Below are 26,898 nucleotides of genomic sequence, written 5' to 3' on the forward strand. Positions count from 1 at the left end.
TCAGTCGTTCGCGCGCCCGGCGGCGGTTCCCATCGTTCGCATACCCACCGCCTCGAGCGCCGCGAGCATCTCGCGCGCCGAACCGAAGCGCCGATCCGGACGAGGGGCGAGCGCGCTCCGCACGACTGCAGCCAGTGCCGGCGGCAGCTCAGGACGCAGCGTCGTTGGGTCAGGCGCGGACGCGTCAGTCACTGAACGGGCAAAGACCTGCTGCAATGTGAGATCGTCGTGCGGCCCCTTGCCCGTGAGGCATTCGAAGAGGACCGCCCCCGCCGCGTAGATGTCCGCGCGCGCGTCCACCGGATCCCCCGCCAGCTGCTCGGGCGCCATGTACGCGGGGCTGCCGACGATCATGCCGGTCGACGTGAACTTCCGCTGGCCCAGCGTTGCGTTGACAAGTCGCGCAATGCCGAAATCGGTCACCTTGAGCAGGCCGCTCCCGCCCAGCAGCAGGTTGGGTGGCTTGATATCGCGGTGCACGACGCCGACCTCGTGTGCGGCCTCGAGCGCGCGCAGCATCTGCATGCCGATGCTCTGCACCGCGCCCACGGGCAGGCGACCTTCCTGGGCGATGAGATCGTCCAGCGACCGTCCTTCGACCAGCTCCATCGTCAGGTAGTACACGTCGTCGACCACGCCGAGGTCGTGCGTGCGCACCACGTTGCGGTGCGTGATGCGCCGTGCGAGGCGAATCTCCTCACGAAAGCGATCGAGGAGCCCCTGGTCCTGGCGCAGATCCTCGCTGTGGAGCGTCTTGAGCGCCACGGTCTCCCCGAGTTCGCGGTCGACCACGCGATACACGGCGCCCATCCCTCCCGCGCCAAGCAGGCCCACGATTTCGTAGCGATTCGCGAATATTGCCCCCGGGGCAAGCCCGGCGGCCGGCGACGACCCCGGCGCGCGCGCCCGGTGCTCGTGCTGCAGCACAGCGACCAGGTCGTCCTTCGCCCGCAGGTCGTCGAGCAGGGCGTGGAACGCGTCCGCCAGTTCCCCGATCTCACGCGGCGCGTGGTCGGGGAGCGACACGCCGTATTCCCCCTGCCGTGCCCCACGCGTGGCGCGGACCAGTGCGCGAATCGGCGCGGCGATGCGCCGAGAGACCACGAGGCCAGCCCCCAGCGCGAGCAACAGCCCGGCCACAAACGCGACCAACACTGACGTCGGCAGCGGATCCACTGCGGCGAGCGCCTGTCGCCTCGAACGCAACCCTACCAGGAGTCCGACCGTGTCACCGCCCGCGGTCACCAGCGGGTTCGCCGCACCGATGTACCCGTCGTCGAGTCCATCACCCCGTACCTCGACGTGCCCATCGGCGCTGCGCGCACTCAAGGCGCGTTCGAGCGCCGGCCTGGCACTGCCGGCCATCGTGCTCGTGGCCACGTGGGCACGGCGGCTGGAGTCGATCACCGCGAGCACGATCTCCGAGCCGGTCTGTCGGCGCAGGGACGCCGCGTCACGCGTATCCACGGCGAGCGCGGCGATGAGCGCTCCCGCCACGGCGCCGCCACCGGGAGGGCGCATGGGCACGGCGATCGTCTGATAGATCGCGTCGCCCTGGTCTCCCGGCTCGAGCCACGCGCCCGAGGCGCTGTCACCGGCCAGCGCGCGGCGCACGAGTGCGCCACTCGAGAAGTCCTCGCCGGTGCGTTCGGGGTGAAGACTCCACGCGGCCAGCGTTCCCTGTTGGTCCACGAGCATCACCCACGACGCTGCAAGCTGCTGCTGATACTCCTCGGCCTGGTCCAGCAAGCTCGCCAGGTCGCGTCGAGCCAGCGCAGCCTCGTACCGCGAGTAATACGTCGGCACGGCGGCGAGCCCTGCGGCTAGGCGCTGCACGCTCATCGTTCGCTGCCCGAGCGCGTCCTCGATGGCCGCGCGCGTCGTGTTCAGCTCGCGGGCCAGCGACCGCTCGGCGACGGCACGCGCCCGCGTGACGGTCAGCAGAAAGACGAGGCCAAGGGCGCCCGCGACGACCAGCGCGCCAGCAACGAAGATCTGCGAGGCAACGCTGCGGGGTCCCGGACGTGCTGGCTTAGTAGCGGCGGCCCCGTGCGTCATACGATTTGCCGTTCTTGTCGAGGTGCTGCACGAAGGTGTAGCGACGGGCATCGAGCGCCACCACGAGGTCGGCGGCAGCGGGAACCGACACCGGGATCGCGCGTTCGCCCCCACGTTCGTGCCACACCCGCAGCGTGTAGCGACCCGGCGGTACCTGGTCGAACGCAAAGCGACCCCCACGGTCCGGCCTCGTGGCGAACGGCGTGGATTGCACGAGCACAAACGCCGACATGCGTGCGTGGACGTTGCAGTAGATACGCGCGAGCCCGGGCGACTCGAACGTCACCGTTCGCGTCTGATTGCGACCGTAGAGCCCGAGGTCGAACGGCCGGGGCGTGGACGTCGAAAAGACATTGTGATCGAACGGGTCGTGGTTCGGGAACGCGACGGTGGATCCCACCGGCACGATGGTGATCCGAGGCACAAACGTCTTGTCTTCCGTGAGGACCTCGACGCGACGCGCCGGCGCCGCGGCAACCCCGCCCTCGAGCCACACGAGCGCCTCGTCCACGTCGGTCGCGCGACCGGCCCGGTCCAGAACCTCGACGCGCCCGCTCACCGACGTCGACTGTGCGCCGCCGTCAGGCGCCGCACCCCCGATGACAAGGAGCGCCGTGCAGGTGATTCTTCCCAGTGTCATGGCCATGCGTATCTCGTCCGTGCTTCCCGACAACAACATGCAATCCACCGCCGCGTCTCCGCGATGCCCCGTTTGGCTGACTTGCGCGCTCGTCCTGGCGCCGTATGCCGTTCCGGCCGTGCTGCACGCCCAGGACGCGTCACGCGTCGACGTCCGCGTAAGCGCCACGGTGCTGCTCAACACCTTCTTCACCAGCACGCGCACGAACAACTTCGACATTCCGCAGGTCGCGCTGCGCCCCTCGGCGGCCGACTCCCTTGGTGAGGGCGGCGGTGTGGGACTCACCGTGCGCCAGACGCGGGTCGGCGTGCACGCGTTCTGGCCCGACGTGCACGGCGCCGAGGTCCGCGCCGAAGTCGATGCCGACTTCTATGGCGGGCAGCAGCAGAGCGGCTTTGGCGACCTCATGCCGCTCCTTCGGGTGCGGCGCGCAATCGTCGATGTCGCCTGGGACCGCGCCTCGCTGCTCGTGGGTCAGGAGGTTCCCCTCATCGCCGAGTACAATCCGCTTTCGTTTGCCACCGTCGGCTTGTCGGGCCTCTCCAACTCGGGAAACCTGTGGCTCTGGGTTCCGCAGCTCCGCGGCGGAGTACGCCTCGTGCGCACGGAGCAGCTTCGGCTCGATGTCGACGCCGCGATCGTGGGCGCCGGCACCAATGAACCAGCCGGCGAACTGCTCGTGCAACCTGACCGCGCCGAACAGAGCAACCGACCGGCGCTCCAGGCACGCGCGATGCTGCGGTGGGGCACCGCCGAGCGCCCGGGAGATGTGAGCGTAGGGCTGCATCGCGGTTGGCTGGCGACGGCTGGTGATTCATCGCTGGCCTCGTCCGCCGTGACCGCGGCCCTGCGCCTGCCATTGGGCACGCGTGCCACGTTCACGGGCGAGGCCTTCACCGGTCAGGCGCTCACCGGACTTGGTGGCGGCGGCGTAGGCCAGTTCCTCGGCGTGAACAATGTTCCGGTGCAAACCACGGGAGGCTGGGGCCAGCTCGTCGTGGAGCTTCCTCGGCGCGTCGCCGTTGCCGGGGCGTGGGGCATGGACGACCCTGACGACAACGATCTCGACGCCTCCGGACGTCTGCGCAATGTGACCACGATGGGTGCCGTGCACTGGACGCCCGCACCGTTCATCGTTGCGCTCGAAGTCCGACGCATGACGACGACGTACCGCTCCGGTCTGCGATCGGGCACACATGTGAACCTCGCCGTGGGCATCGGGTTCTGACGGGGGACGGCGCGCACACCGTTATCTTGGGCGTGTGCCTCCTTCCACCCTCCTCGTCGATCACGCGCTCTCCACTCGGCTCGAGGCCGCGGAGGGCCTGAGCGGCGCTGACTTCGTGTCCGCCCGCGCCGCCCTTGCCCCGCACGTCGGCGCAACGTCGCTGGAGCTCGGCGGTACGTACGTGCTGTTCGACGGCGCCACCTCTCCAGTGACGCAGACCTTCGCGCTCGGGATGACCGCGCCCGTCACGGCTGACCTGCTCGATGAGATCGAGGCGTTCTTTGCGGCGCGCGGCGCGCCGGTCTTTCACGAGGTCAGTCCGCTCGCCGACGATGGTGTACTCGCGCTGCTCGCTGCCCGTGGCTACACGCCCATCGAGCTGACGAGTGTGATGTTCCGTGAGCTGCACGCCGACGTCGTGTTCTCGCCTGACGCCGTCGGTTCGCCTGTCACCGTGCGGCGCGCGGAGCCCGGCGACCACGACGCGTGGATCGACACGGCGGTTGCTGGCTGGGCCGAGTTCACCGAATACGCTGGCGAGATCCGCGAGCTCTCGCGTATCACCTTCGCCCGTGCGTCCGCGCGCAGCTATCTCGCCATGCTCGGCGGCCGCCCGGTCGCTACCGGAGCGCTCGGCGTCAGCGGGGGTGTCGCCCTGCTGGCCGGTGCGAGTACGATTCCCGAGGCGCGCCGTCAGGGCGCGCAGCTCGCATTGCTCAACGCACGGCTGCGGGATGCCGCGCTCGCGGGCTGCGACGTGGCGATGATGTGCGCCAGGCCCGGGAGCGCCTCGCAGCGCAACGCCGAACGCCACGGATTTCGCATCGCCTACACGCGCATCAAGTGGGGCCGGCGCCCCGCGTGACCCATTGCTTTCCACGATCATGATCACCGCTTCGCGCTCGCTGCTTGCTCTGCTGATCGCCGCGCCCTCTGTTGCGCTCGCTCAGGCCAGTCCGTCTGCAGCGCTCTGGTCGCTGGTGCGTCCGCGATACTCCGGCGAACGCGCTCGAGAGACTGTCGCGTTTCTCGACCAGTATGTGCGCTGGCCCGGCAACCGGGGATTCGACGCGAGCATTGCCCACATCGTGGAGCGGCTCCGCGCCGCCGGTTACGTCGCGGAGTCTGTCGCCACCGCGCGTGACCGGCTGGTCTATCGCGTCGAACGGTACCCGATGACGAACCCCGCGTGGGAGCCGACGGATGCTTCGCTGTCAATCGTTGGGGACACGTCGCCCGTGCTGCAGTTCGCCACCAACCGCAACATGCTCGCGACCAACTCGTATGCCACGCCCGCTGATGGCGTGGAGGCCGAGCTGGTGGACGCCGGTGCGGGCACTGCGGCGCGCCTCGATTCTCTCGACGTGCGCGGCAAGATCGTGCTGGCCGAGTCGGGGATCGGTCGACTGTTCACTGAAGCCGTGGCGCGCCGAGGGGCCGCGGGAGTGCTCGCCTATTCGCTCCCCGCGTACCTGCAGCCCACGAGGAACACCACGTCCATTCAGTTCGGCGGCCTGCCTCGCGGCGCCCCGGCCGGTTCGTGGGGGATCCTCCTGTCGCATGAGGCATTGACCAGGCTGCGCGCCGCCTTGGGTCGCGGTCCCGTGCGGGTGCGGGTCTCGACGAACGTGACGTGGACGCCAAATGCCGTGGAGCAAGCCGTGGTCGCCGAGGTGCGCGGGTCGCGCGCACCCGAGGAGCGATTCGTGTTTTCCGCGCACGTACAGGAGCCCGGTGCGAACGACAATGCATCGGGCGTCGGCGCGCAGGTAGAGATGGCGCGCGTCGCTGCTCAACTCGTGAAGGCCGGACGCGTGAACCCCGCGCGCACCATCACCATGTTGTGGGGCCTCGAGATCACGTCGACACGGCGCTACATCGAGCAGGACTCGGTACGCGCGCGTGGTATTCGCTGGGGGCTTTCGCTCGACATGGTCGGCGAGGACACCGAGAAGACCGGAGGCACCTTCCTCATCGAGAAGATGCCGGATCCCTCCGCGATCTGGACGCGCGGCGACGACAAGCACTCGGAATGGGGTGGCTCGCCGATCACCAAGGACCGCCTGACACCGCACTACTTCAACGACTTCGTGCTGCAGCGCTGTCTGGAGCAGGCGCGCACCAACGGCTGGGTCGTGCGGACGAACCCGTTCGAAGGTGGGAGTGATCATACACCGTTCCTTCAGGCAAAGAAGCCAGGGCTCCTCTTCTGGCATTTCACCGATCAGTTCTACCACACGGATCGCGATCGCCTCGAGATGGTGTCGGCAAGTGAGCTGCGCAACGTTGGCATGTCGGCCCTGGTCAGCGCCCTCGTGCTCACGAGCGCTTCGAGTGCCACGGCGCGCATGGTGATCGACGAAACGGAGCGGGCCGCGATCGCGCGCCTCGCGGTCGAGACCACGCTTGGCGCCGGCGAGCTGGCCAGGGGCGGCGATGCTGCGCTCCAGCGCGACATCATCGAGACGTGGGCGGCCTGGTATCGCGATGCGGTCGGGACCGTGTCCGACATCGAGATCGACGGCCCGTCGCCGGCTGTGCGGCAGCGCATCGCGGCGGCGCAGGCGCGCCTCGACGCTGCGCTACGCACCTCGCTGGCCGGGCTCGGCAAGCGACCGGGAACCAGCGATTAGTTGCTGAAGATGTGCCGCGCGAACGCGGGCGGGCGCTTGCGGTATGCCACGTGGAGCACGTCCGAGCACGAAGCCCACTGCAGGCCGAGCCGCTTCATGAGGGCGTCCATCGCCGCGCGCGAGTAGAGTGACACGTGGCCGTTGCGCGGCGAGGCGTACCACCAGCTGAGCCCCTGCGCGTCGATGTCGGCCGGTTGCAGGAGCGTCGAGAAGAGCAGGAGCCCGCGCTCGCTCAGGAACCAGCGCATGTCCCTGAGCGTCTCGTACGGCGTGGGCGAGTGTTCGAGCACTTCGAATGAGGTGACCAGGTCAAACGTACCCGACGGTCGTGTCGATCCCTCGTGGAACGGGTCGTAGCAGGTGGCGCGGGCAAATCCGCGTTGCGCGAGTTGGCGGACCAGCCGGCCATTGCCGCCGCCGTAGTCGAGCACCGCGATGCCCGGCGTCTGTGCGAACGTGTTTGCGACCATCTCACCGTTCCTGATCGGTCGGCGCTCGACGAAGTCCGGGTCGGCGAGGACGTAGTCGTCGTTGTAGATGTCGCGTTGCCAGTCGCCTGGGGCAAAGTGGTCGAACGCTGCGGTAAAGATGAAGCCGCAGCGAATGCAGCGATGGTATGGCACGGGGCGGTTCGCGTCGCCAAAGACGCGGCCCTTGGAATCCTCGCAGGTCCGGTTGAAGTCGACCGTGCCCATGGCGACAGACGCCTCACCACAGCACTTGCATGCCGTGGTGCCGGGGATGGGTTCGGTGGCGAGTGGTGCGTCGGCGTCCTGGAGCATCCCATGGAAGGATCGGCCCGCGCACGGGCTTCTTGAGGCCGTCTCGCGGATGTGCTCGTCACTTTCAGGGACCGAGTGTCCACGCGCGCCTGCCGGTTGGCGGTGTGGCGGCTTCGGTTCGTCGTTCTCGGAAACCGTTAGGCGCCGGCGCCGAATGAGTGCGCCAGCTCCGGGGCATGCCGAAGAAGGGGCGCGCTGTCGTGAGCGCTGTCGGCCGACAGCGTCCCTCGGGCTTCCTGGCGTTGCCGTTAGGCGCCGGCGCCGTGAAACCGCGCCGACGCCCGGGCAGTACGGTGCGAAGGCCCCTGTCGTGAGCCTCTCGGCCGGCCGTTGCCTTCGGACCTCCTCATCTCTCGTGACCCTCTTGTCTCTCCCCCGTGTCCGCGCCTTTGTGCGCGTCGCCCTCACCGGGATGCGACACTTTGCCGTGTCCATTCTCGTGCTGCTGGCGGCACTGGTGACGTTCGGTTTGGCCATTGGTGCTGAGGCGCACCTGTTCGAGGACCGGTTGGCCTACCAGCTCGATGGCGAGGTTCATGTGTTTTTCGAGGGCGATTCCGCCGTCGCCCACGTGGTGCGCGGTGACAACGACCGCGGCTTTCGCGTCGACACCGCCGCGCTACCGAGCGACGGAGCGGCGAGCGTCCGCGTGGAATGGCCTGCCGACGGCAGTGAGTTTGATGTGCCCGTGATCCAGGAGGTGATGACTCCGGCCGCCGTGTACGATGACAAGGAGCCCATCGTTGCCATCTCCGACCTCGAGAGCGGCTTTGGTGCGCTGCGGACTTTTCTGGTTGCCCACGGTGTCGCTGATGAAAGGCTGAACTGGACCTTCGGCAAGGGGCACCTCGTCGTCGTGGGCGACCTCGTCGACCGCGGCGCATCGACGACCCAGGTTCTATGGGGCGTCTACAAGCTCGAGCAGTCCGCGCGGCAGGCCGGTGGCACGGTGCACGTCATCATCGGCAACCACGAGATCAAGAACCTTCAGGGCAACTATCAGACGGCCAACGAGAAGTACTTCCACATCGCAGGGATACTCGGCAAGCAGCAGCACCAGCTGTTCGACGACAGCTCAATACTGGGCCGATGGCTCGCATCGAAGAACGTCGTGGAAGTCATCGACGGCGTCGCGTTCGTTCACGGTGGCCTGCACCCCGATCTGGGGAAGTACCGGTTGTCGGTCGAAGAGATCAACCGTGTGGTGCGAGCGGGCTATCGCACGCCGTATTACACGCCGGTCACGGCGACGGGGGAGTCGTTCCTGCGCTCCAGCACGACCGGGCCGGCCTGGTACCGCGGGTACCTCAAGGACGACCTCTCGCCGCAGGCGGTGGAACGCGGCCTGAGCGCCGTGGGCGCCAGGGCGGTCGTGGTCGGCCACACCTTGCAGGGCAAAGTGAACGTGCGGCACGGGGGACGGGTCGTCGCCATCGATGTCAGGCATCCAAAGGACTACTTGAGGAGTTTCCCTCTCCGTAGCAGCGAGGGGTTGCTGATCAAGGACGGAGAGTTCAATCGGCTGCTGGAAGGCGGAGGCAAGCGCCCCCTCCGCGTGAGTGTCCAGCGAGATTGAGCCAGCGTTCCATCGTCGGCTCATCGGCCAACCCCTTCAATTGCCGCAGGCGTGCCTAAGGGAATGCGACGGCGGCCACCGCCAGCGCGCGCTGAGCCGGCTCATGGTCGGATCATTGATGCCGCTATCGCTTGCGAGGTGGTGGCATGACCGGACGTTTCGCGCTCCAGTTGAACGTGATGGCGCGGCCAAAGAGCGGCGTCTGTCTGAACTCCGGCTCTCGTGCCCCGGCGCGAACGCGGCCTTCGAGCAGGTCGAGCTGCACGAGCGGCTGCAGCACGAGCACCGCCAGCGGCACCGTGCGCGCCTCGACCGGCAGTTCACCGAGTGAGCGAAACAGCTCGAGCGTGTTGGGATGCAGGACGCGCTTCCAGAGCCATGTTGGCGCACGCCACTTGCCCGCCGTCTCCTCGTGCAATCGGAACATCGTGAACGGAAGCCCGTGCTCGATGGGCTCGAACACCGGTGGCGCCTCCATCTGCTCGCACAGTCGAAGATCTCGCAGGTAGGTCACGAGGAGCGAGTGATAGAGCGCCCCGGCCTGATCGTCGGCAAGCAGTCGACGCGAGGCCTGGCGAGCGACCAGACGCTTCTTGCTCTTGTGCAGGTGCCCAGCGGCGAAGAGCAACGCGAAGACCTCGCTGAACGTGATGTCATCGACATCGGGAGGTCCTGCAATCAGCTCGAGCCGATGGAGGCCGCGATCGCCCACCGCGTTGGCCACCACACTCGCCATCGCTTCCAGGGCGCCGTCTACAAGCACGCCTCGTGACTGTTCTGCGTACCCGCCGCACGCATCGAGATGCGCAAGCAGCGCGCGCGCACCGAGATACCACGCGGAGTTCGCCACGTCCGACAGCGCGAGGTTGGTAGCGACCTGCGACACGGAGTCGTGACCCCACTCGGTGACGAGCAGTGCGCCCATCTGCGTCGGTGAGAGTCCCCCGAAGTCCGCCTGCGGCGCGTCGTTGTATGCGGCCGCGCGGCGAGACAGCCATTCATTTGCGGCATCGATCGATTCGAACGGGATGGACTTCAGCTCGTCGAAGATCGCCTGCATGGGAGCGCCGGGACGCGGTGGGCGAGGCATGATCGACTATAGCACGATTCGCCAACCTTTGCTGTCGAGCTGGTGCGTGCGTAGCCCGTGGTCGAACCCTCCGGGCGTTGACTCAGAGCTCGAAAAGCCTGAATCCCATCGCGCGCGCCGCAGTGGCCATGCGCCCATCGTACGTGGCCACCGTCACGTCCTGCCTGCCATTTCTGAGGTAGTCCACGGTCGACAGGTGCAGTGCGTCGAGCGTTCGCACGACCGTCGGGAAGGGCTCCAGGCTGCGGGCGAGGACCGTGGGCAACAACTCGACCAGGGCAAGCCGCCCAAGCATGTCACGAGCCAGTTGCCCATGCGACTTGCCGAGCCCGAGTGCATTGATGCGATTCCAGAGCTCGTACTCAAGCAGTCGACTGCTGACCAGGAACTCGCCCCACAGCGTGGACGGGGGCACACGAGTCTCCGAGAGCAGGTGCGCGAGTACCACGGATGTGTCGATGTAGATCAACGGTCTGCGCGGTCTCCCTCGAGGCCGGAGAGGATGTGTTCGAGGGCGCCGATAGGCTGGCGATCCGGAGGCCCATCGCGCGTCAGAAGAGGCGGCGTCATGATGCCCTCGCGCACTGCGCTGGCCAGGTATGCATCGCTCACCGACGGCCCGCGGCCGGATGGCGGGCGCAGTTCAGCGACCACCCGGTCGTGATCGGTGACCAGCACGGTCTCGCCGCCAGCCGCGAGCCGTACGTACTCGCTCAGGCGATTCTTGAGAACCTTGAGGCCAACGGATCGCATCTCAAAAAAGAAGCTACGAGAAGCTCCTTTTGCAAGGCTAGCCTCCCAAGGTGCTGCCTCTGACTGCGAGATCGAGTGCCTGACGGACGGCGGAAACCAGCCTGAATATCCTGCACAATACGTTGTGTAGCTGGAGCTTACGGCGCCCCTGCGCAACCGATCCGGCCAGTCGCGGGCGCGGGCTCCAGGAGCCGACGCGCGGTTACGCAACGGTGCCGTCTAACCGGCCGCCCGAGTGGCGGCGCTGTCGTAAACGAAGCGCTCGTGGACGATGCGACCGTTCTTCCACTGCTGGGTGGCCAGCTGGTCGATGACGTAGTGCACCCCGTCGCCCCCGGTGAAGTCCAGCACCCAATTGATGACGGCGCGATCGCGGCCGACGGTGATGGACTTCGCCGTGTTGCCGTGAAGCGTGATGCCGCCAAAGAAGGCGCGCTCGCGGGCAAGGTTGGCGTCCCGCCCGACCACGGGTTCAGCCTGGTTCTCCTGCATCGCTACGTCCGGGTCATAGAACGCGTGCAGTGCGTCGTCGATGCGACCGGCTTCGACCAGGCGAACGAGTTCGTGGACGTTGGGTTCGATGGACATCGGTGAGATCCTCCGTGTTGAGTGCAGTGTTGGCGTAGTTTGGTCGCGCCTCGCCGCTCGCCGGAGCATTGGCTGGATTGCTCCTCGCAACGAGCGTTGCGGAATAGCCCGGGATGGCGCGTCGGACGATGACGGAGTTGCGTCAGCCCCCGCGCGTACGCGCGGCTTCCAGCAGCCCCGAGAGCTGCTCGAGTTGGCGACGGCTCAGGTGCGCCAGCTGATCGCGGTGTACGGCACTCACAGGGCCATCCAGGTCTTTGAGCAGCTGGAGCCCATCCCTCGTGATGGTCGCGAGCACGACTCGGCGATCCGCCGAGTCTCGCGCGCGTTCGACGAGCCTGCGTTGTTCGAGGCGATCCAGGAGCCGCGTCACGTCCGGATCCCGGTTCACCAGCCGTTCCGCGATGGCGCTGCAGGGCAGCCCGTCCTTTCCCGCCCCTCGGAGGACGCGGAGCACGTTGTACTGCGCGAATGACAGGTCCGCGGTGCGCAGGACGGCGACCTCTCCCTGCAGCAGGTCATCCGCGGTACGGAGGAGGTTGAGGAAGACGACCTCTTCAAGGCTGCCGAAGGGCTTGTCCTGGCGGAGGTCGCGCTGAAGGAGCGATTGCATGGCGGGAGGATAGTCGTTGTGAGGCGCTTTTGTCAAGAGGCGACTTGCACGCAGCGATGCACCGGGAGGGGCGCCCCAGGTGGGCTGCAACCCTCGTTGGTCGGTCTGGGCAGCGCCGTACCGTTCGTCAGGCAGCGCCGCGCCGATCGCGGGCGCGCCACCTGGCGAGCAGGTGGTCGGCGAGCGCGTAGGGGCCCAGACCGGCGAAGAAGCCGGAAACTGCGATCACAACGCTCACGGCCGCGGGGATCTGTTCGATTCGCGACAGCGCGGCATTGAGCATGGTGAACGGCAACCAGACCAGGTACATCGGGACGATGAGCACCCGCAGGAGCGTCGCGGGCGTCCCCGCGACGTCGCCAGCGCCTCGCTTTCGACCTCTTACGTCGGTAGGGATGCTCCCACATGCAATCGGCGCTGCCGCCTTTCGGGCACGAACTCTCGCAGCTGCACAGCGCGAACAAGGTGGCGGCCCATCATGTCAACAGCCACGACGCGAACGACCGCCAAGCCGCCGACTCTCCGATCGGCACCCGGACTCCCGACGCCAGCAGCACTGCGAATCCCCAGAGGTACGCACGATGCACACGCCCATGTACGCGGAGGTCGAACACCATGCCCGCCGCAATCGGTAGGAAGCTCCCGAGTACCGGTGCCGCCGGCCCCATGGCGCTCACCGCAGTGATGCGGCTAAGCGTGGCGACGAGCAGGCAGGCGTACGCCCCGACCATCAGGCGCTTGTGAGCGTCGGTGTTGCGGCGCAGCAGAATGCCCGCGGCGACGAACCCGCCAAAGAGTACCATATCGCCCACGGGGACGATCATGAACGACACCGGATCTCCGCCCGCGGGCGCGATCCCTGCGCGTGCCGTCTCAATGGCGACCAACAGCCCAAGTATCACCATCGCCGCCGCCACGACGGCGGCGGCGTAACCGAGTCGGCGATGGAGTGCAACGCGGCGATTCGCAATCAGCAGCGCCTGACCGAGGAACAGTACGACCCAAGCAGTGAACACCGCGCCGTGGACATGGAAGATGCCGGTGAACCGGACTCCAAGCGCCGTATGCGTGACGCCCTCACCGAACGGAGTCCAGTAGTAGGTGGGTCCGAATGCGACGAATACGAGCAGCGCGAGCAGCACGGCCAAGCTCGAGAAGAAGATGCGCTCAGCGGCGTGGCGGGCGTGAGCAGCGTTAGTGTCGAGCGAAGTCGCGGAACCCTGCCTCATGGAAGCTTGCAGTAGAAGGGGACGGTGCTCGGTAACCTGGGCGACGGCCGAGCGTCCGACGTTCACTTGCGGACCGGGTCCACAAGGGCCACTCGCCCTGGCCGTACTCTCAAGAGTCTATCGCGGCCCGGGCGGGGCAGCCAGACACGCCCTCGGGTCAGCCAAGTGCAGTGTGTTGTTAGGCTCACCTCCGCGCGACCACCGTCCCAGGCCCCCCGACCCGCACCAGACACTACTCGTCGATCATCCCAAGCGTTCTGAGCCACGCCTCGGCCAGCGTGGGCCATTGCGCGGCCGAGAGCCCGGTCTGCCGCAGGCCAAAGGCATGTCCCCCCGTGGCGTATACGTGGATCTCCGCCGGCACCCCCGCCTTTCGCAGGGCGGTCGCGTAGAGCAAGGAGTTCTCCACGGGGTTCATGTCGTCATCATACGCGTGGACCAAAAACGTGGGGGGCGTTCGAGCGGTGACCCGAATGTCAGGATTGGGGACGAAGTTCGCGTGTCGGTACGCCATGCGCCCCGGGTACAGCACCAGTGCGAAGTCGGGGCGCGACGTCACGCTGTCGGCGCGGTCGACCGCCTCGTACAGCCGGCGGTAGCGTGTGCTGCTCATGATCGCCATGTGGGCCCCGGCGGAGAACCCCAGCACCCCGATCCGGCTCGGGTCGATGCGCCACTCGCGCGCGCGCGACCGCACCAGGCGCATCGCGCGCTGGGCATCCTCGTGGGCCTGGGCGCACTCGCGATACGCCCCCACATGCTTACATGGCACGCGATACTTCAGGAGGACACATGTCACCCCGGTCGCGGTAAACCACTCGCACACTTCCGTGCCCTCGATATCCATCGCGAGGACATTGAAGCCGCCGCCCGGATAGACGATGACTGCCGCGCCCGGCGTGTCACGCTTCGGCGAATAGATCGTGATCGTCGGACGCGTCACGTTCTCCACGTACACGTAGGGTTTCCCGCCCACCAGCTTCCTGGTCACGCCGTCGGCGTCGACCGCGTAGTGCACCGCTTCGGGTCCGGCAGTCGATCGCGGTCGCTGGGGATCCACGGGCCACAGCTGAAGCTCGACGTGGCCCGGCGGCGGGCGCCAACCCGCCTGGGCGGCCGCGGTGTGCGCGGAGCACGCCAGGACGGTGAGTACCATCGTCACGAAGCGCCAGTGAGGAGTGCTCGTGGTCACGCACGTTTCCGGTTGAGGTCCACCTGCCCCAGCAGGATGACTCGCTTCCTGCTGCTCGGCTGCGCCGAGCTCAACCCACGGCTGCCGGATGCTGATTGCTCGCATTGCCATGATCGACGGGTTGCGGTCCTGTATCTGGTACTTGAGAGAGCTTGGCCTCAACATGGGATCTGCGCCAGCTCGGTGCGGTCTGGGTGGAGTGGACACCGTCCATTGGGACAGCGCAGAGACCCGTCGCCCAATCGAGCTCGGTCGCCTCGCAGAGGCCGGATTCATCCCGGGGGCTTCGCTGCACATCATCAGGCCCCACACTTATGATGTACAGCGTCGCTCCAACACCGGCTGACACTCGCCAATGCCTATCGTTGCCCATACGTCGCTCCCGTCCTTCGAAGACCTGCGCCGAGCCGGTCAGGAGGTGCTGTCGCTCGACGGCGCGCTCCACCAGGACATCCGCGAGCTGCACATCGGGCTACTGAACATGATGCCCGACGCGGCGCTGCGCGTCACGGAACGGCAGTTCCTGCGCATGGTCGGCAACTCCAACAAGATCGCGCAGCTGTATGTGCACCTGTTCACGGTGCCCGGCCTCCAGCGCAACGACGAAACCCGCGCCTACATCAACGAGCACTACACCACGTTCGACGCGTTGCGCAACGACGGGCTCGACGCGCTCATCATCACCGGCGCCAACGTCGCCAATCCCACCCTCGTCGAAGAACCGTTCTGGCAACCGCTCGAGGAGGTCGTCGAGTGGGCGTCGAAGCGGGTGACATCCGTCCTGTGCTCCTGCCTCGCCACGCATTCGCTGCTCAAGCACTTCCACGGGATCGACCGCGTCCTGCTGCCGAGCAAGCGCTGGGGCGTGTATGAACATCGCGTGACGACACCTGAACACCCGCTGCTCCGCGACGTCAACACGCGATTCGACGTCCCACACTCGCGACACAACGACATCGACCGGTCGCAGTTCGAGCGGGCAGGCCTCACCGTGCTCGCCGAGAGCGCGGAAGGCGGCGTGCACCTCGCGGTGAGCGCCGACCAGTTCCGCGTCGTGTACTTCCAGGGTCACCCGGAGTACGACATCAACAGCCTGCTCAAGGAGTACGTGCGCGAAGCGTACCGATGGTTCGCGGGTGAGCGGGACGACGAGCCCCCGTACCCCGAGCACTACTTCTCCGCGGCCGCTGCCGCCTTGGCGGAACGGTGGTGGGAGGAGGCGCGTTCGGCACGGTTGGAGGGTGCGCCGTGTCCAGGCTTTCCAGAGCAGGACGTCTTACAGCTGCTGGACAACACCTGGGGCGACAGCGGCAAGGCGTTCTTCAACAACTGGCTCGGAGCCGTGTATCGGCTCACGCACCGCGATCGAGGGAAGGTCTTCGACGACGGCGTCGACCCGGAGGATCCGCTCGGACTGCTCAAGCGCGGTGCTGGCCGGTGATCACCTGGACGCCATGAGCGCCTGATCGAGATCCGCCACGATATCCTGGGTCGCCTCGAGGCCGACGGACACCCTGACAAGTCCCGGGGTGATGCCGACCGCGAGGCGCTCGTCTTCGCTGAGTTTGGCGTGTGTGGTGGACGCCGGATGCGTCGCGATGGTCCGCGTGTCGCCGAGGTTCGCCGTCAACGAGCAGAGACGGAGTGCGTTCAGGAAGCGCCGCCCCCGATCGATGCCGCCCTTCACGGTGAACGCCACGAGCCCGCCTCCCGCAGCCATCTGTCTGGTCGCAACGTCGAAGTGCGGGTGGGAGCGCAGGAACGGATAGCGAACCTGCTCCAGATCCGCGCTCCGTTCCAGATGTTGCGCAACGGCGAGCGCGCTCGCCGCGTGACGCTCCATGCGGAGCGAGAGCGTCTCGAGGCTCTTGGAGAGCACCCAGGCGTTGAAGGGAGACAACGCAGGTCCGGTGCTCCGGCAAAACGCGTAGATCTGCTGGATGAGATCCTTTCGGCCGACCACAACGCCGCCCATGACGCGCCCCTGCCCGTCGATGAACTTGGTCGCCGAGTGGACGGAGAGGTGCGCCCCGTGCCGGAGGGGCTGCTGGAGAATGGGCGTCGATAGGCAGTTGTCGACGACCAACAGCACGCCCCGCGCCGCCGCGAGCGCGCCGAGCGCGTCCAGGTCGGCGATGTCGAGCCCCGGGTTGGTCGGTGTTTCGACGAAGATCATGCGCGTAGCCGGTGTGATCGCAGCATTCCACGCGTCGATCCCGTCCGCGACGTCCACATAGGTGTGCGTGATCCCGAATCTCGGAACGATCTTCGTGAGGATCGTGTGCGTCGATCCGAAGATCGCGCGCCCCGACACGATGTGGTCGCCGACGCCAAGCAGCCCCGCAAATGTGGCAAAGACGGCTGCCATGCCGGTGGCCGTGGCATATCCCGCCTCGGCGCCCTCGAGATGGCACATCTTGTCGACGAACTCCGTGACGTTCGGATTGGTGAAGCGACTGTAGATGTTGCGTTCGATCTCGTCGGCGAACGCGGCGCGCATCTCTTCGGCATCGTCGAAGACGAAGCTCGAAGTCAGGAAGAGTGGTACGGAGTGCTCCTGATGGGCCGAGCGCTCCGCCTGCGTCCGAATTGCGTCTGTGTCCCTGTGCACCCGGTACCTCCAGCGAGCAGTAGTCGGTTCGTCATCTGGGACGACCCGCGGTCCCAAAGCGGGTCGTTCACCATCGGTCAGACCGTCGTGATCATGGGGATATCATGACGCCGGCATCGCCCATCAGCGCCTGGCGTGCGCGCCCCAGGGCGAACCCGACACACCACCATCCTACCGGTGTTCTCGCGCTTCCGACTCGTCCACTTTGGGGCAACGCGGGATTCGGGATTGTTGGGAGTCGGTGCGGTATAACGACCGTGAATCAACTGCGGCCGCTGCCCAACCAGCGCGAGCGGAGCGAGCCGTCCGCAGTGTAGCTGTCCGTTGCATTCACTTGTTAGGCGCCCAGCAGCTCATTCAGTCCCTCCAGGATCTGCGCCAACTCTTCAGGCGTGGCACGCCCCAGCCGCTTGCCGATACGCTCGACCGCCAGGGTGCGAACCCGGCTGATCTTCACCCACGATCGCTTCGGGAGCCGGGTCGACGTCAGCTCCAGGGTGAGCGGGAATCCGGCCCGCTGAGGTTGACTGGTCAACGCAACCGCTATGACGGTCCCGGATCGTTCATTGAAGACATCCTGGCTGAGGACGAGGACCGGTCGAAGGCCGGCTTGCTCCTGCCCGCGCGTCGGACTCAGCTCGGCCCAGCGTATCTCGCCTCTCAGTATGCCGGCCACGCCGCCACATCCTCCGCGAGGCCTTCTTCCGCCAGCGCCTGCTCTTCCGCGGGGTCCAGCTGCGCGCACGCATCGATCAAGCGGCGCCGCTCCATCCGCTCGAGGTGCGACACAATCGCCGCCTCGATCGCCTGACTGCGGTTCGGGTAGCGCGCATCGCGCACGAGCCGATCGACCTGACGGAGCGTCTGTGTATCCAGCGTGACCGCCACCTTTGCCTTCGGCATCGTCCACCTCCGATGGTAGGAGGATATATCATACCCGAATGCCTCGCAAGGGCCCTCGGGCGTAGCTGAGCCGAGCCGCGGTGAGTCCGGTCTCGGCGGTTGATGTCGTGGGCTTCCTGGGCGCGCGTCGCCTCTCGGAGGTGCGCCTAACGTCAAGTTCAGCAGCTGCCGAAGGAGATAGTGCGAGCGGAGCGAGCAGACCCCACCGGCTGATTGCTGCACGCGCTGTTGGGCTGCCGCGCGCCGCTACGTCGCGCTCCCCGTCCACGGCTTGATGCGGCGCAGCACCAGCGCGAGCGCGCGGGCGGCGACTTCCGTGTCGTACGCCGCCTGCGCCCGCAACCAATAGCCATTCGACAAGCCGAAGAACCGACACAGCTTCAGATCCGTGTCCGCGGTCACCGCACGACGCCCCGCAATGATCTCGCCAATACGCTGGGCGGGCACGTCAATCTCCTTGGCGAGCCGATACTGCGACAGCTGCATCGGCACGAGGAATTCCTCGAGCAGCAGCTCCCCAACGGCCGGCGCGCGACGGTAGCGGGTGCCATTCCCTTGGCACGGTCATCAGCACCAGCCAGCGTTAGGCGGCCCTAGCGTGTCGTGAAGACGCTGAGCTCGACTATCCGCCATCCCGCCGGAAGACGCTCCCACACCGCCAAGTACGTACCCACGGCCTCGGCGCGACCTTGAGGAGTGTCCACGCCAGCCGTCCACCTCCCACGCGAATACGCGAGGTGCTCGGACGCCCGCATCACCTCCACCGTCATGGTGTGCGCTGGGTTGCCGCCGCGGAAGAAGCGCGCCCAAGCCTCGCGATTCGCATCCCGTCCGAGCACGGGCTGCCGACCTTGTGGCGAGACAACGTAAACGGAGTCCGCGAAGTACGCGGCGATCGCCGCGGCATTCGGTTGCTGAGTCGTGCGCGCGAACGCCTGTGCTGCGCCCTCGAAGCTCGCGCTCGGCGCCGCGCTCGGCCCTCGTAGCGCGCATCCGGACGTCGTGACCAGTGCTATCGCCAGGACCCATTGTGTTCGCATCGAATCCTCCTTCCAGTCTCCGGTCGACTGGGTCCGCCTAACGTGAATCGGGCTGCGCTGTGATAAGTCTTCGTAATTGCGCCGAAGCTCTTATCCAACACGCCCGCTGCAGCATACGACACGCTCTCGACCTCGGCAACACGACGCCAAGTCCATCGAAATACGCCTGTTACGCGCCGACGTTCCTGAATGCCCATCGTCTTATGCTGCACGCGAAGTGCGTATGGGGCTCTCATCCTGAGAGCCTCAGCGGGAAACGGCGCAGCGCCGCAGCCTCCTCTCCAGGGCCCCGCAACAGCGCGGCTCCACCCGGGCGGGTGCACACAAGTGTTCACCATCAACCCATTGACGCGGCCGAACGCAGCCCCGGCGGGGACGCGCGCGCAGCCCACGAGCCGTCAGCGGCACGCAGCGCCCGGTCGCTCAGCAGAACTCGCGCACGCACCCGACGCCACGCAAAAGGGCCGGCTCCACGGCCGGCCCTTCGTTGCCCTCTCTCGCTCCAAATTCACACCAAGGCTCATCAAAGTGGCTAGGGACGGAATCGAACCGCCGACACGCGGATTTTCAGTCCGCTGCTCTACCAACTGAGCTACCTAGCCATGCTCACAACCCGTTGCCGCACAACCTCTTACCGATGCGCGACCGATCCCACCACCCCGCCGAAGCTCGGAGAATCTAGTCGACCCCACGCACGATGGGAATGCGCTCCGAGCCCCAGCACCCTCGACGCGAGCTACGCAGCCCCCCGCCTCCCCCGAACCGCTCCCACCACCGCACCAATCGCCGGCGCGACCGCAAACGACCAGTACCCAAACACACCACGCCACACGTCAGCATCCGACCACTCGGCCGCCGGCTTCATCGCCGCGATGCTGCCAATCACCACCGCGACGACGTGACCGAGCACGGCACCCCAGAACGCCTGCCGCCACGCCGGAGAGCGACGCCTGAGCTTGTGACCCGCCCACAACAAGATCGCGGGCACCACGAACACGCCAAACAGCATCACGCCAAGCCCTGGGGTCATGCGGCCTCCTCCGAACCAGCACGCCGGAGTTTGGGCGCGAGCCACAGCCAGTATCCCGAAATCAGCGTCACGACGAGCGCGATGGCCGCAAGATCGCTCAACAGCACATACGACCCGCCAAAGATCTCGCCGGAGTGGAGCTTCTCGAGAAAGACATCGCCCCGCGAACCGACGTGCAGCACGGCACCGGTCGCGATGTCGACTGTTACCTCGGTCGACGCGGCGTCGCGCAACCGCACCTTCACGAACCCGTTGCGCGGTCGCACATCCATGCGGTCGATGTCGCTCACCGCATCGCCACCAGCGCCACGCCGACCGGCGACCTCGGCGAGCGCGATGTCGGCCAGCTGCGCCATCGAGAGCGACGACGCAAACTCGGCCGTCGGCGTGTGCGCCACATCAGGCATAAGCCCCAGGGGGCGCTTGTGGTTGAGCAGAATGCCGCTGACCGCGATCACCAACAGCGCGACGGTGAAGACCACCCCGAGCCAGAGGTGGGCATGAAAGGCGACGCGCGAAATGCTCGCGCGCCGATCCCTCGTCGGACGCGGCCGAGCCTCGGGCCTCGACGGGGGCCGCCCGGAATCAACACCACGTAGCGTACTCGACGTCATCAGCTCCTCTGGAAAGGGGGCCACCCGACCCCTCGAGTGCAACGTGCGGCACGGCTCGGATGCTGACCAGTCCCGAAAGCCCGGACAGACGCGGCCCGCGCCGGAATCGCTCTCGCGCAGCGACCGCTGATGACGTTGGCTGGATCAATCCCGGACCGATCCCAGGTGCCGGCTCCCGCGTCGCCACCGTGAAAGCAATGACGCGCTGAACCTCGCCCTACCGCATTGGCACCGACGACGGCCGTCAGGGCCGCACCGGCGTGGGCACTCCCGGGCGACCTCACGGGTATGTTTCGCCCGACACCAGCCCCTCCGTGATGCGACCCTCTCCCTCGCGAATCGTACTCGCGCTCGCCCTCGCCGCCCCGGCGCTCGGTGCGCAGGGCGTTCGGCTCAAGGTGCCGGCGACCGTCGACACGCTGCCCAATGGCCTCACGCTCATCGTGCACGAGGACCACTCCGTACCCACGGTCTCGACCAACGTGTGGTACCTCGTCGGATCCGGCGACGAAAAGGTCGGGCGCACCGGCTTCGCGCACCTCTTCGAGCACGTGATGTTCATGGGGTCAGAGCACGCACCCTACCCGGAGTTCGACACACGACTCGAAGCCGCCGGCGCCAGCAACAACGGCACGACGAGCGAAGACCGCACGGCCTACTACGAGTGGGGGCCGAGCAATGCGATCCCGCTCATGTTGTGGCTCGAGGCGGATCGGCAGGGCTACCTGCTGCCGACGATGGACAAGGCCAAGCTCGACGCTCAGCGCGACATCGTGAAGAACGAACGACGCCAGGGCGTCGAGAACCAGCCCTACGGCATCAGCGAGGACCTGATCGCGCCAGCGCTGTACCCGCCTGGACACCCGTACTCCTGGCCGGTCATCGGCTCCATGGCCGATCTCTCCGCGGCGTCGCTCGATGACGTGAAGGACTTCTTCCGCACCTACTACGCGCCCAACAACGCGGTCATTGTGGTCGCCGGCGCGGTCAGGACGGATTCCGTGCGCCGAATGGTGCGACGCATGTTCGGCGACATCCCCCGCGGCCCCGCCATCACTCGGGCAACGCCGGCGCCGTTCACGCTGCGCGACACGGTGCTGGTCGCCGAAGACCGCGTGCAGCTCCCGCGCGTGTACATGAACTGGCACACCGTCAAGGCGTTCGACCGCGACGACGCCGCGCTCGAGCTCGTGGCGTACCTGCTGACCGGTGCGCGCAACGCGCGACTCACGCAGGGGCTAGTCTACGAGCAGGAACTCGCCACCGGCGTCAACGCGTTCAACGGATCCAAGAAGCTCGACGGAGATTTCGCGCTCGTCGCCACGGCGCGACCGGGCAAGCACCTCAATGACGTGCGGCGCGCCATCGACTCCACCATCGCCGTGCTCGCCAGCAACGGTCCAACGACGCGCGAACTCGAACAGGCGAGGAATGCCTTCGAGTCGCGGTTCCTCAACCGCCTGGAGTCCGTGAACTCCAAGTCGGAACAGCTGAACGCCTACTACTACTTCACGGGAAAGCCGGATGGGTTCCAGGACGAGCTCGATCGCGTACGCGCCGTCAGCGCCGACGACATCAAACGCGTGGTGCAGCAATACCTCCGCGGCCCGCGCGTCATGCTGAGCATCGTGCCGATGGGCAAGAAGGATCTCGCCGCAACGCGGGAGACCGTGCAATGACCGCCGCATCGACGCGCCGCTCCGGTGGCAGCTTTCACTCCCGTATCGCGCCCTTCACCGCGCTGATGCTCCTTCCGGCCGCCCTCGGCGCTCAAACCCGGTACGATCCCGCCAAGCCGCCGCGCCTGGGAAAGCCGGCGCCGCTCGTCGTCCCGCCCGTGCATCGCTCGATCCTCGCGAACGGTGTCGCGCTCCGCATCGTCGAGCAGCGCGAACTCCCGCTGGTACAGATCACGGCCACGATCGATGGCGGCGCACGGCTCGACGGTCGCACGCCGGGGCTCGCGACGTTTGTCGCTGGCATGCTCGATGAAGGCGCCGGTTCGCGTGACGCCGCCGCGCTCCAGAGCGAACTCGCCTACCTGGGCGCTACGCTGGGCTCGGGTGCGTCGTGGGATGACTTCACCGTCTCCCTCAAGGTTCCCGTGCGGTCGCTGGGACCGGCGCTCGACCTCATGGCCGACGTGTTGCTGCGGCCGACGTTTGCCGCGACCGACGTGCGCCGGCAGCGCGACCTGCGCCTTGCCGCTCTCCTCCAGCAGCGCGATCAGCCTAACGCCGTCGCCGCGCTCGCCTTCAACCAGGTCGTCTATCCGGAGGGGCATCCGTATCACCAGCCGATCGGAGGCGACAGCGCGTCGACCGCCGCGCTCGACTCGACGACCGTGCGGGCGTTCTACGATCGCGCGTATCGGCCGGAACGCACCACGTTCATCGTCGTGGGCGACCTCTCCGTGGCCGACGCGCGCAACGCGATCCAGTCGCGGTTTGGCTCATGGGTCGCGCGATCGACCGCGGCGCCGATCCCGGCCGTCACCAGGGCGCCGACGCCACTCACCGCAACCAGGGTCTACCTCGTCGACAAGCCCGATGCGGCGCAGTCGGTGATCCAGGTCGGCTGGCCTGGTGTGGACCGCCGATCACCGGACTACGCCGCGCTCATGGTCATGAACACCATGCTCGGTGGCTCGTTCACGTCGCGCCTCAACATGAACCTTCGCGAGACGCACGGATATTCGTACGGCGCCCGCTCAGGCTTCACGTTTCGCAAGGCGCCGGGCCCCTTCGTGGCTTCGGCCGCGGTGCGCACCGACGTCACCGACTCATCCCTGGTGGAGTTCTTCCGCGAACTGCGTCGCGTGAGGGACGAGCGTGCCACGGGAGATGACGTGGCGCGCGCCAGGAACTACGTGGAACTGGGACTCCCCGGCTCGCTCGAAGGCACCACGCAGGTCGCCTCACAGGTCGCCGAGCTGCAGACCTTTGGACTCACGCTCGCCGAGTTGCCCCGTTTCGCTGCATTGGTTCGCGCGGTGACGCCTGCCGACGTCCAGCGCGTGGCGCGAACGTACCTCACGCCCGATCGCGCCACGGTGGTCGTGGTTGGTGACCTCGCCAGAACCCGCGCCAGCATCGACGCATTGAAGCTTGGACCCACCGCGGTGCTCGACATCAGGTCCGTGATGCGGTAGATCGCTCAGCGCTCCAGTCTGAACCCGGGATCGAGCCGCGGACGCTCACGCGCGTTGGCCACCAACCACCCGGTGGCGTACATCCACTGCGTCATGCGCGTGAGCTTGCCGATGTCGATGCGCTGCCACTCGTCCCGCGGCGTGTGGTAGTCTGGATGCAGGTTGCTCGAGTACTCGACGGCGGGAATGTTGAGGCGCGCGTAGGGCAGGTGGTCGCTGCGGAAGTACCAGCCCTCCGGATGCGTCGGCCGATCCCAGGTGGAATCGAGCACGAACCGGCCCGTCAGCGCATTGGCACGCAGGGCCATCTCCACCAGGTCGGACGAGTTGCGATGCGGGGGCTGTACGCCGAGCAATGATGCGGTGTCGGGGCTGTTGCGCCCAATCATGTCGGCGTTGAGCACCGCGACGATCTGCTCGCGCGGTACCGTCGGATTGGCCGCGTGGTAGCGCGAGCCGAGGAGCCCGCGCTCCTCGGCGCCGTGCCAGACGAAGAGCGCCGACCGCTCGCCGGGTTGCTTGACGAACGCGCGCGCGATGGCCATCAGCGCCACGCTCACCGTGGCGTTGTCGTCAGCGCCGTTCCAGATCGAGTCACCGTCGACCGGAAAACGCACGCCGTCGTGGTCCTGATGTGCGCTGTACAGCACGTATTCGGCCGGCTTGGACGTACCGCGCACGCGGCCCACGATGTTCACCGACGGGTACACGAAGCTCTCGGTCGTTAGCTGCACCGTGAGCTGCGCGCCACTCCCGCGCACGCGCTCGAGCATGTCGCCGCGCACCAGCAGAACCGGCGGCGTCCGGCGCGGGCGCGTCTGGATGCCTGCGGAGTCCACCCCGTAGGTCCCGCGTGCCGCGTTGGCCGCGTAGAACGGCATGCCCTCCTCGGCGGTCGCGTCCGCGACGAGCACCACGGCGGCCGCGCCACGGCCAAGGAGGCGCGTGGACTGTGCCCGCACCGCCGCGATCGCGTATCGCCAGGAAGCGAGCGACATGTTGCGTCCAGGCGGGTTTGGCGGCGCAACGATGCGTGCGGCGGCGGCCTTGCCGGTGAGATCAACGCCCTGCAACTCGGCGTCGCTCCCCGTGCCGACATAGACCAGCGGGACCGAGAGCGACACGTCCGTCGGCGTGGAGACGATGACGTCCTTCCACATCGCGAGCGGGGCGCCCCCTACCTGAACCTCGCTGGCGTCCGACAGACGGATGCGGCGCATGTTCCACCACTGGTAGTACGTGCCGTCCTTTCCCGCCGGCTCGAGCCCGATGGCACGGATCTGTTCGACCAGCCATCCGCTTGCACGCAACTCGTCCAGCGTGCCTGCCTCGCGCCCTCGCAGGTCGTCGCTGGCAAGAACGGCAATGTCACGACGCAGGTCTTCGCCCCGTATCGCATCGAGCGCCGGCAGCACTCCGTTGGATGCGGGCGCACCGGCAGCGGTGCTCGTCCTTCCCGCGCCGGACGCGCACCCCAGCGTGAGTGCCACGCAAAGAACCGATCCTGATCGCCGCATCAGATGCTCCTGGCATGGCACACCCCACACGCCCCGTCGTTAGGTGCTACGGTCGCGTCCCGACCTCCGCCGAGATGACGGACTTGATCCCGCCGCGCACGTTGAAGTCTCCGGTCACGCGCATCCAGCGCGGCTTCACGCACGCGGCCAGATCATCGAGGATCCGGTTCACCACGCGCTCATAGAAGATCCCGTCGTTGCGGAAGCTCCAGAAGTAGAGCTTGAGACTCTTGAGCTCGACGCACGCCTGGTCCGGGATATAGGTCACACCGATCGTCGCGAAGTCCGGGGCGCCGCCCTTGAGGAGCTCGAGTTCGTCAGCATCGGTTTCTATACCGCCGAGCGGACACAGCGACGTGAACTCCGGGCAGGTCATGTGGACCTCGTAGTTCCGCCCGGGATAAGGATTTGGGAAGGTTTCGAGGAGTTCTGGCCTTGGCATGATGGCGGGCAATGTGGGGGCCTCGGCACCCGGTGGCAATCGTTCCGGGACTGCCCGTGGTGTTGCGCTCGCGAGGGCTGAGCCGTGTATCGAATGGAATCTCGCGGGCGGTATGGACAGCCCGCAGAACCAACCGTACCTTCTCGAAAGGCCGACGCTCTGAGCGCTGGCCATTGCCGCCGCGAGAACGGCGTGGCGGCACCGCCCCTCGGGTCTGACCCGGGGGGCTCTTCTTTGGGGGGTGGCCAGTTGTCGTCGCGCGCGCGGAGCTACTCTCCGCGCAACTCCCGCGATCGTTCCTCGAGCAGGCGACGCTCGCCGCTCGTGAGGCTCTCGAGCCCGTGCTGCGAGATCTTGTCGAGCACGGAGTTGAGGTCGAGTTCGCGCGGACCCGAGGGCTTGGGCTGCGACATCGGCGGCTCCGGCGACGGCCGCCGCGCCATCGACGCGTTGCTGCGCGCCACGATCTCGTCGATACCACCGCGCTGCTCGCGCGCGCCACGCGTCGAACGCGGAATCGCCCGCGGGGATTCGTCGGGCTGGTCGGGCACCGAAGACACCCGCTGCCGAAGCCGACCAAGGCTCGCGCCGGTCCCGGACGAGCGCAGATAGAGCCACGCCGCCGCGATGCCGCCCAGGTGCGCGGCGTATGCCACGCCGCTGCCTCCGCCACCCGAGGCCATGCCCGCAATCAGGTTGATGCCCACGAGCAGCGCGACCATCCACTTCACCTTGAGCGGAATCACGCCAAAGAGCAGAACCTCGTCATCGGGCCACTGCATCGCGTAGGCGAGCGTGACACCAAATACCGCCGCTGACGCACCAACCAGCAACGCCTCACGGGCAAAGATCAGGTGAAACAGCCACCCACCGAGCCCTGAGACCAGGTAGAACTTGGCAAACTCTCCGGTCGACCAGGAGCGCTCGACCCGAGGCCCAAAGACGTAGAGCGTGTACATGTTCAGGGCGAGGTGCCAGAACCCCGCGTGCACGAACATGTAGGTGCCGATCGTCCACCACGATTGCGAGAAATCGCCCGCCTGAAACCCGAGCGCACCCAACATGTTGGGCGCGCCCACCACCGTGAGCTGCAGGAAGTAGATCGCGACGTTGATCGCGATCAACCACTGCACTCCTCGGGTCAGGCTCGGGCGGTCGCTCTCGTCGGTAAAGGGCACGGCGTGTCCGGGTCCATCGGGAAAGCCTCG

General features: G+C 67.1%; 28 protein-coding genes and 1 tRNA gene. 7 read left to right on the forward strand and 22 right to left on the reverse strand.

Features of this window, described 5'->3' with window-relative positions; all coding sequences use genetic code 11:
• Both IT361_10470 and IT361_10475 read right to left on the reverse strand, forming a co-directional pair.
• Positions 1-2,058 carry a protein kinase gene (locus tag IT361_10470; protein ID MCC6318103.1) on the reverse strand — a complete coding sequence of 686 codons (2,058 nt, stop codon included), beginning with the start codon at positions 2,056-2,058 and terminating at the stop codon, positions 1-3.
• The gene (locus IT361_10475) at positions 2,033-2,704 is read right to left on the reverse strand and encodes a methylamine utilization protein (protein MCC6318104.1); all 672 of its coding nucleotides are present in this window, start codon (positions 2,702-2,704) and stop codon (positions 2,033-2,035) included. Before IT361_10475 ends, IT361_10470 begins: the two co-directional genes overlap by 26 nt.
• On the opposite strand from IT361_10475, the gene IT361_10480 reads away from it, so the two are divergent.
• The 3 genes from IT361_10480 to IT361_10490 are packed head-to-tail and all read left to right on the forward strand — an operon-like array spanning position 2,703 to position 6,559.
• The gene (locus tag IT361_10480; protein ID MCC6318105.1) at positions 2,703-3,926 is read left to right on the forward strand and encodes a hypothetical protein; all 1,224 of its coding nucleotides are present in this window, start codon (positions 2,703-2,705) and stop codon (positions 3,924-3,926) included. The two genes, IT361_10475 and IT361_10480, sit on opposite strands and share 2 nt — an antisense overlap.
• 34 nt (positions 3,927-3,960) lie before the next feature.
• Complete coding sequence (locus tag IT361_10485) at positions 3,961-4,791, forward strand: hypothetical protein (GenBank protein ID MCC6318106.1); 831 nt, start codon at positions 3,961-3,963, stop codon at positions 4,789-4,791.
• Between the two features lie 19 nt (positions 4,792-4,810).
• Complete coding sequence (locus tag IT361_10490; protein ID MCC6318107.1) at positions 4,811-6,559, forward strand: M28 family peptidase; 1,749 nt, start codon at positions 4,811-4,813, stop codon at positions 6,557-6,559.
• Here IT361_10490 and IT361_10495 read toward each other — a convergent pair.
• Positions 6,556-7,341: a class I SAM-dependent methyltransferase gene (locus tag IT361_10495; protein ID MCC6318108.1), complete on the reverse strand. Its 786-nt coding sequence runs from the start codon at positions 7,339-7,341 to the stop codon at positions 6,556-6,558. The genes IT361_10490 and IT361_10495 overlap by 4 nt on opposite strands.
• A 355-nt stretch (positions 7,342-7,696) precedes the next feature.
• Here IT361_10495 and IT361_10500 point away from each other — a divergent pair, with 355 nt between their 5' ends.
• Entirely contained in the window at positions 7,697-8,917 is a 1,221-nt protein-coding gene (locus IT361_10500; GenBank protein ID MCC6318109.1) for a metallophosphoesterase, read from the forward strand.
• Positions 8,918-9,041: 124 nt separating this feature from the next.
• Here the strand turns inward: IT361_10500 and IT361_10505 are convergent, their stop codons facing one another.
• The 8 genes from IT361_10505 to IT361_10540 all read right to left on the reverse strand — a co-directional run bounded on the left by IT361_10505 (position 9,042) and on the right by IT361_10540 (position 14,346).
• Complete coding sequence (locus tag IT361_10505) at positions 9,042-9,977, reverse strand: hypothetical protein (protein MCC6318110.1); 936 nt, start codon at positions 9,975-9,977, stop codon at positions 9,042-9,044.
• Between the two features lie 112 nt (positions 9,978-10,089).
• Entirely contained in the window at positions 10,090-10,476 is a 387-nt protein-coding gene (locus tag IT361_10510) for a PIN domain-containing protein (GenBank protein MCC6318111.1), read from the reverse strand.
• Positions 10,473-10,760: a prevent-host-death protein gene (locus IT361_10515; GenBank protein MCC6318112.1), complete on the reverse strand. Its 288-nt coding sequence runs from the start codon at positions 10,758-10,760 to the stop codon at positions 10,473-10,475. The genes IT361_10510 and IT361_10515 overlap by 4 nt, the downstream gene beginning before the upstream one ends.
• Positions 10,761-10,979: 219 nt before the next feature.
• Positions 10,980-11,348, reverse strand: a complete 369-nt coding sequence (locus IT361_10520) for a nuclear transport factor 2 family protein (protein ID MCC6318113.1) — start codon at positions 11,346-11,348, stop codon at positions 10,980-10,982.
• Between the two features lie 142 nt (positions 11,349-11,490).
• Positions 11,491-11,961 carry a MarR family transcriptional regulator gene (locus tag IT361_10525; GenBank protein ID MCC6318114.1) on the reverse strand — a complete coding sequence of 157 codons (471 nt, stop codon included), beginning with the start codon at positions 11,959-11,961 and terminating at the stop codon, positions 11,491-11,493.
• 127 nt (positions 11,962-12,088) lie between these two features.
• Complete coding sequence (locus IT361_10530) at positions 12,089-12,286, reverse strand: hypothetical protein (GenBank protein MCC6318115.1); 198 nt, start codon at positions 12,284-12,286, stop codon at positions 12,089-12,091.
• 151 nt (positions 12,287-12,437) lie between these two features.
• Positions 12,438-13,190, reverse strand: a complete 753-nt coding sequence (locus IT361_10535) for a hypothetical protein (protein MCC6318116.1) — start codon at positions 13,188-13,190, stop codon at positions 12,438-12,440.
• 232 nt (positions 13,191-13,422) lie between these two features.
• A complete protein-coding gene (locus IT361_10540) occupies positions 13,423-14,346 on the reverse strand; it encodes an alpha/beta hydrolase (protein ID MCC6318117.1) in 924 nt (307 codons plus the stop codon).
• Between the two features lie 391 nt (positions 14,347-14,737).
• Between IT361_10540 and IT361_10545 the strand changes: the two genes are divergently transcribed.
• Positions 14,738-15,823, forward strand: coding sequence for a homoserine O-succinyltransferase (locus IT361_10545; protein MCC6318118.1), 1,086 nt, complete (start codon positions 14,738-14,740; stop codon positions 15,821-15,823).
• On the opposite strand, the gene IT361_10550 is transcribed toward IT361_10545, so the two are convergent.
• From IT361_10550 to IT361_10585, 8 genes are all read right to left on the reverse strand, one after another.
• Positions 15,824-16,993, reverse strand: coding sequence for a PLP-dependent transferase (locus IT361_10550; protein MCC6318119.1), 1,170 nt, complete (start codon positions 16,991-16,993; stop codon positions 15,824-15,826).
• Between the two features lie 337 nt (positions 16,994-17,330).
• On the reverse strand, positions 17,331-17,669 hold the full coding sequence (locus tag IT361_10555) for a type II toxin-antitoxin system PemK/MazF family toxin (GenBank protein MCC6318120.1): 339 nt from the start codon (positions 17,667-17,669) through the stop codon (positions 17,331-17,333).
• Positions 17,654-17,896, reverse strand: a complete 243-nt coding sequence (locus tag IT361_10560) for a ribbon-helix-helix protein, CopG family (protein MCC6318121.1) — start codon at positions 17,894-17,896, stop codon at positions 17,654-17,656. The genes IT361_10555 and IT361_10560 overlap by 16 nt, the downstream gene beginning before the upstream one ends.
• 246 nt (positions 17,897-18,142) lie before the next feature.
• Positions 18,143-18,409, reverse strand: coding sequence for a HigA family addiction module antidote protein (locus IT361_10565; protein ID MCC6318122.1), 267 nt, complete (start codon positions 18,407-18,409; stop codon positions 18,143-18,145).
• A gap of 80 nt (positions 18,410-18,489) precedes the next feature.
• Complete coding sequence (locus IT361_10570; protein ID MCC6318123.1) at positions 18,490-18,936, reverse strand: nuclear transport factor 2 family protein; 447 nt, start codon at positions 18,934-18,936, stop codon at positions 18,490-18,492.
• Positions 18,937-19,465: 529 nt separating this feature from the next.
• Positions 19,466-19,538: transfer RNA gene (locus IT361_10575), tRNA-Phe, on the reverse strand.
• 134 nt (positions 19,539-19,672) lie between these two features.
• Positions 19,673-19,966 (reverse strand): hypothetical protein, encoded by a 294-nt coding sequence (locus IT361_10580; GenBank protein ID MCC6318124.1) that lies wholly within the window; start codon positions 19,964-19,966, stop codon positions 19,673-19,675.
• Complete coding sequence (locus IT361_10585) at positions 19,963-20,580, reverse strand: PepSY domain-containing protein (GenBank protein MCC6318125.1); 618 nt, start codon at positions 20,578-20,580, stop codon at positions 19,963-19,965. Before IT361_10585 ends, IT361_10580 begins: the two co-directional genes overlap by 4 nt.
• 314 nt (positions 20,581-20,894) lie before the next feature.
• Between IT361_10585 and IT361_10590 the strand changes: the two genes are divergently transcribed.
• Together IT361_10590 and IT361_10595 are read left to right on the forward strand one after the other, a co-directional pair.
• Positions 20,895-22,259, forward strand: a complete 1,365-nt coding sequence (locus tag IT361_10590) for an insulinase family protein (GenBank protein ID MCC6318126.1) — start codon at positions 20,895-20,897, stop codon at positions 22,257-22,259.
• The gene (locus IT361_10595) at positions 22,256-23,731 is read left to right on the forward strand and encodes an insulinase family protein (GenBank protein MCC6318127.1); all 1,476 of its coding nucleotides are present in this window, start codon (positions 22,256-22,258) and stop codon (positions 23,729-23,731) included. Before IT361_10590 ends, IT361_10595 begins: the two co-directional genes overlap by 4 nt.
• A gap of 5 nt (positions 23,732-23,736) precedes the next feature.
• On the opposite strand, the gene IT361_10600 is transcribed toward IT361_10595, so the two are convergent.
• From IT361_10600 to IT361_10610, 3 genes are all read right to left on the reverse strand, one after another.
• Positions 23,737-25,248, reverse strand: coding sequence for a M28 family peptidase (locus tag IT361_10600; protein MCC6318128.1), 1,512 nt, complete (start codon positions 25,246-25,248; stop codon positions 23,737-23,739).
• Between the two features lie 46 nt (positions 25,249-25,294).
• Complete coding sequence (gene queF, locus IT361_10605; GenBank protein ID MCC6318129.1) at positions 25,295-25,690, reverse strand: NADPH-dependent 7-cyano-7-deazaguanine reductase QueF; 396 nt, start codon at positions 25,688-25,690, stop codon at positions 25,295-25,297.
• 269 nt (positions 25,691-25,959) lie between these two features.
• Entirely contained in the window at positions 25,960-26,868 is a 909-nt protein-coding gene (locus tag IT361_10610) for a rhomboid family intramembrane serine protease (GenBank protein ID MCC6318130.1), read from the reverse strand.
• Between the last annotated feature and the right edge of the window lie 30 nt (positions 26,869-26,898).

This window comes from Gemmatimonadaceae bacterium, assembly GCA_020846935.1.
Taxonomy (GTDB): Bacteria; Gemmatimonadota; Gemmatimonadetes; order Gemmatimonadales; family Gemmatimonadaceae; genus RBC101.

Bases quoted from the DNA above. Each gene is read 5' to 3' on its own strand.
- IT361_10470 (MCC6318103.1), bottom strand. From the start codon at position 2,058: ATGACGCACGGGGCCGCCGCTACTAAGCCAGCACGTCCGGGACCCCGC.
- IT361_10480 (MCC6318105.1), top strand. From the start codon at position 2,703: ATGCGTATCTCGTCCGTGCTTCCCGACAACAACATGCAATCCACCGCC.
- IT361_10475 (MCC6318104.1), bottom strand. From the start codon at position 2,704: ATGGCCATGACACTGGGAAGAATCACCTGCACGGCGCTCCTTGTCATC.
- IT361_10490 (MCC6318107.1), top strand. From the start codon at position 4,811: ATGATCACCGCTTCGCGCTCGCTGCTTGCTCTGCTGATCGCCGCGCCC.
- IT361_10495 (MCC6318108.1), bottom strand. From the start codon at position 7,341: ATGCTCCAGGACGCCGACGCACCACTCGCCACCGAACCCATCCCCGGC.
- IT361_10505 (MCC6318110.1), bottom strand. From the start codon at position 9,977: ATGCAGGCGATCTTCGACGAGCTGAAGTCCATCCCGTTCGAATCGATC.
- IT361_10515 (MCC6318112.1), bottom strand. From the start codon at position 10,760: ATGCGATCCGTTGGCCTCAAGGTTCTCAAGAATCGCCTGAGCGAGTAC.
- IT361_10520 (MCC6318113.1), bottom strand. From the start codon at position 11,348: ATGTCCATCGAACCCAACGTCCACGAACTCGTTCGCCTGGTCGAAGCC.
- IT361_10525 (MCC6318114.1), bottom strand. From the start codon at position 11,961: ATGCAATCGCTCCTTCAGCGCGACCTCCGCCAGGACAAGCCCTTCGGC.
- IT361_10535 (MCC6318116.1), bottom strand. From the start codon at position 13,190: ATGAGGCAGGGTTCCGCGACTTCGCTCGACACTAACGCTGCTCACGCC.
- IT361_10540 (MCC6318117.1), bottom strand. From the start codon at position 14,346: ATGGTACTCACCGTCCTGGCGTGCTCCGCGCACACCGCGGCCGCCCAG.
- IT361_10545 (MCC6318118.1), top strand. From the start codon at position 14,738: ATGCCTATCGTTGCCCATACGTCGCTCCCGTCCTTCGAAGACCTGCGC.
- IT361_10560 (MCC6318121.1), bottom strand. From the start codon at position 17,896: ATGCCGAAGGCAAAGGTGGCGGTCACGCTGGATACACAGACGCTCCGT.
- IT361_10570 (MCC6318123.1), bottom strand. From the start codon at position 18,936: ATGCGAACACAATGGGTCCTGGCGATAGCACTGGTCACGACGTCCGGA.
- IT361_10580 (MCC6318124.1), bottom strand. From the start codon at position 19,966: ATGACCCCAGGGCTTGGCGTGATGCTGTTTGGCGTGTTCGTGGTGCCC.
- IT361_10585 (MCC6318125.1), bottom strand. From the start codon at position 20,580: ATGACGTCGAGTACGCTACGTGGTGTTGATTCCGGGCGGCCCCCGTCG.
- IT361_10595 (MCC6318127.1), top strand. From the start codon at position 22,256: ATGACCGCCGCATCGACGCGCCGCTCCGGTGGCAGCTTTCACTCCCGT.
- IT361_10600 (MCC6318128.1), bottom strand. From the start codon at position 25,248: ATGCGGCGATCAGGATCGGTTCTTTGCGTGGCACTCACGCTGGGGTGC.
- queF (MCC6318129.1), bottom strand. From the start codon at position 25,690: ATGCCAAGGCCAGAACTCCTCGAAACCTTCCCAAATCCTTATCCCGGG.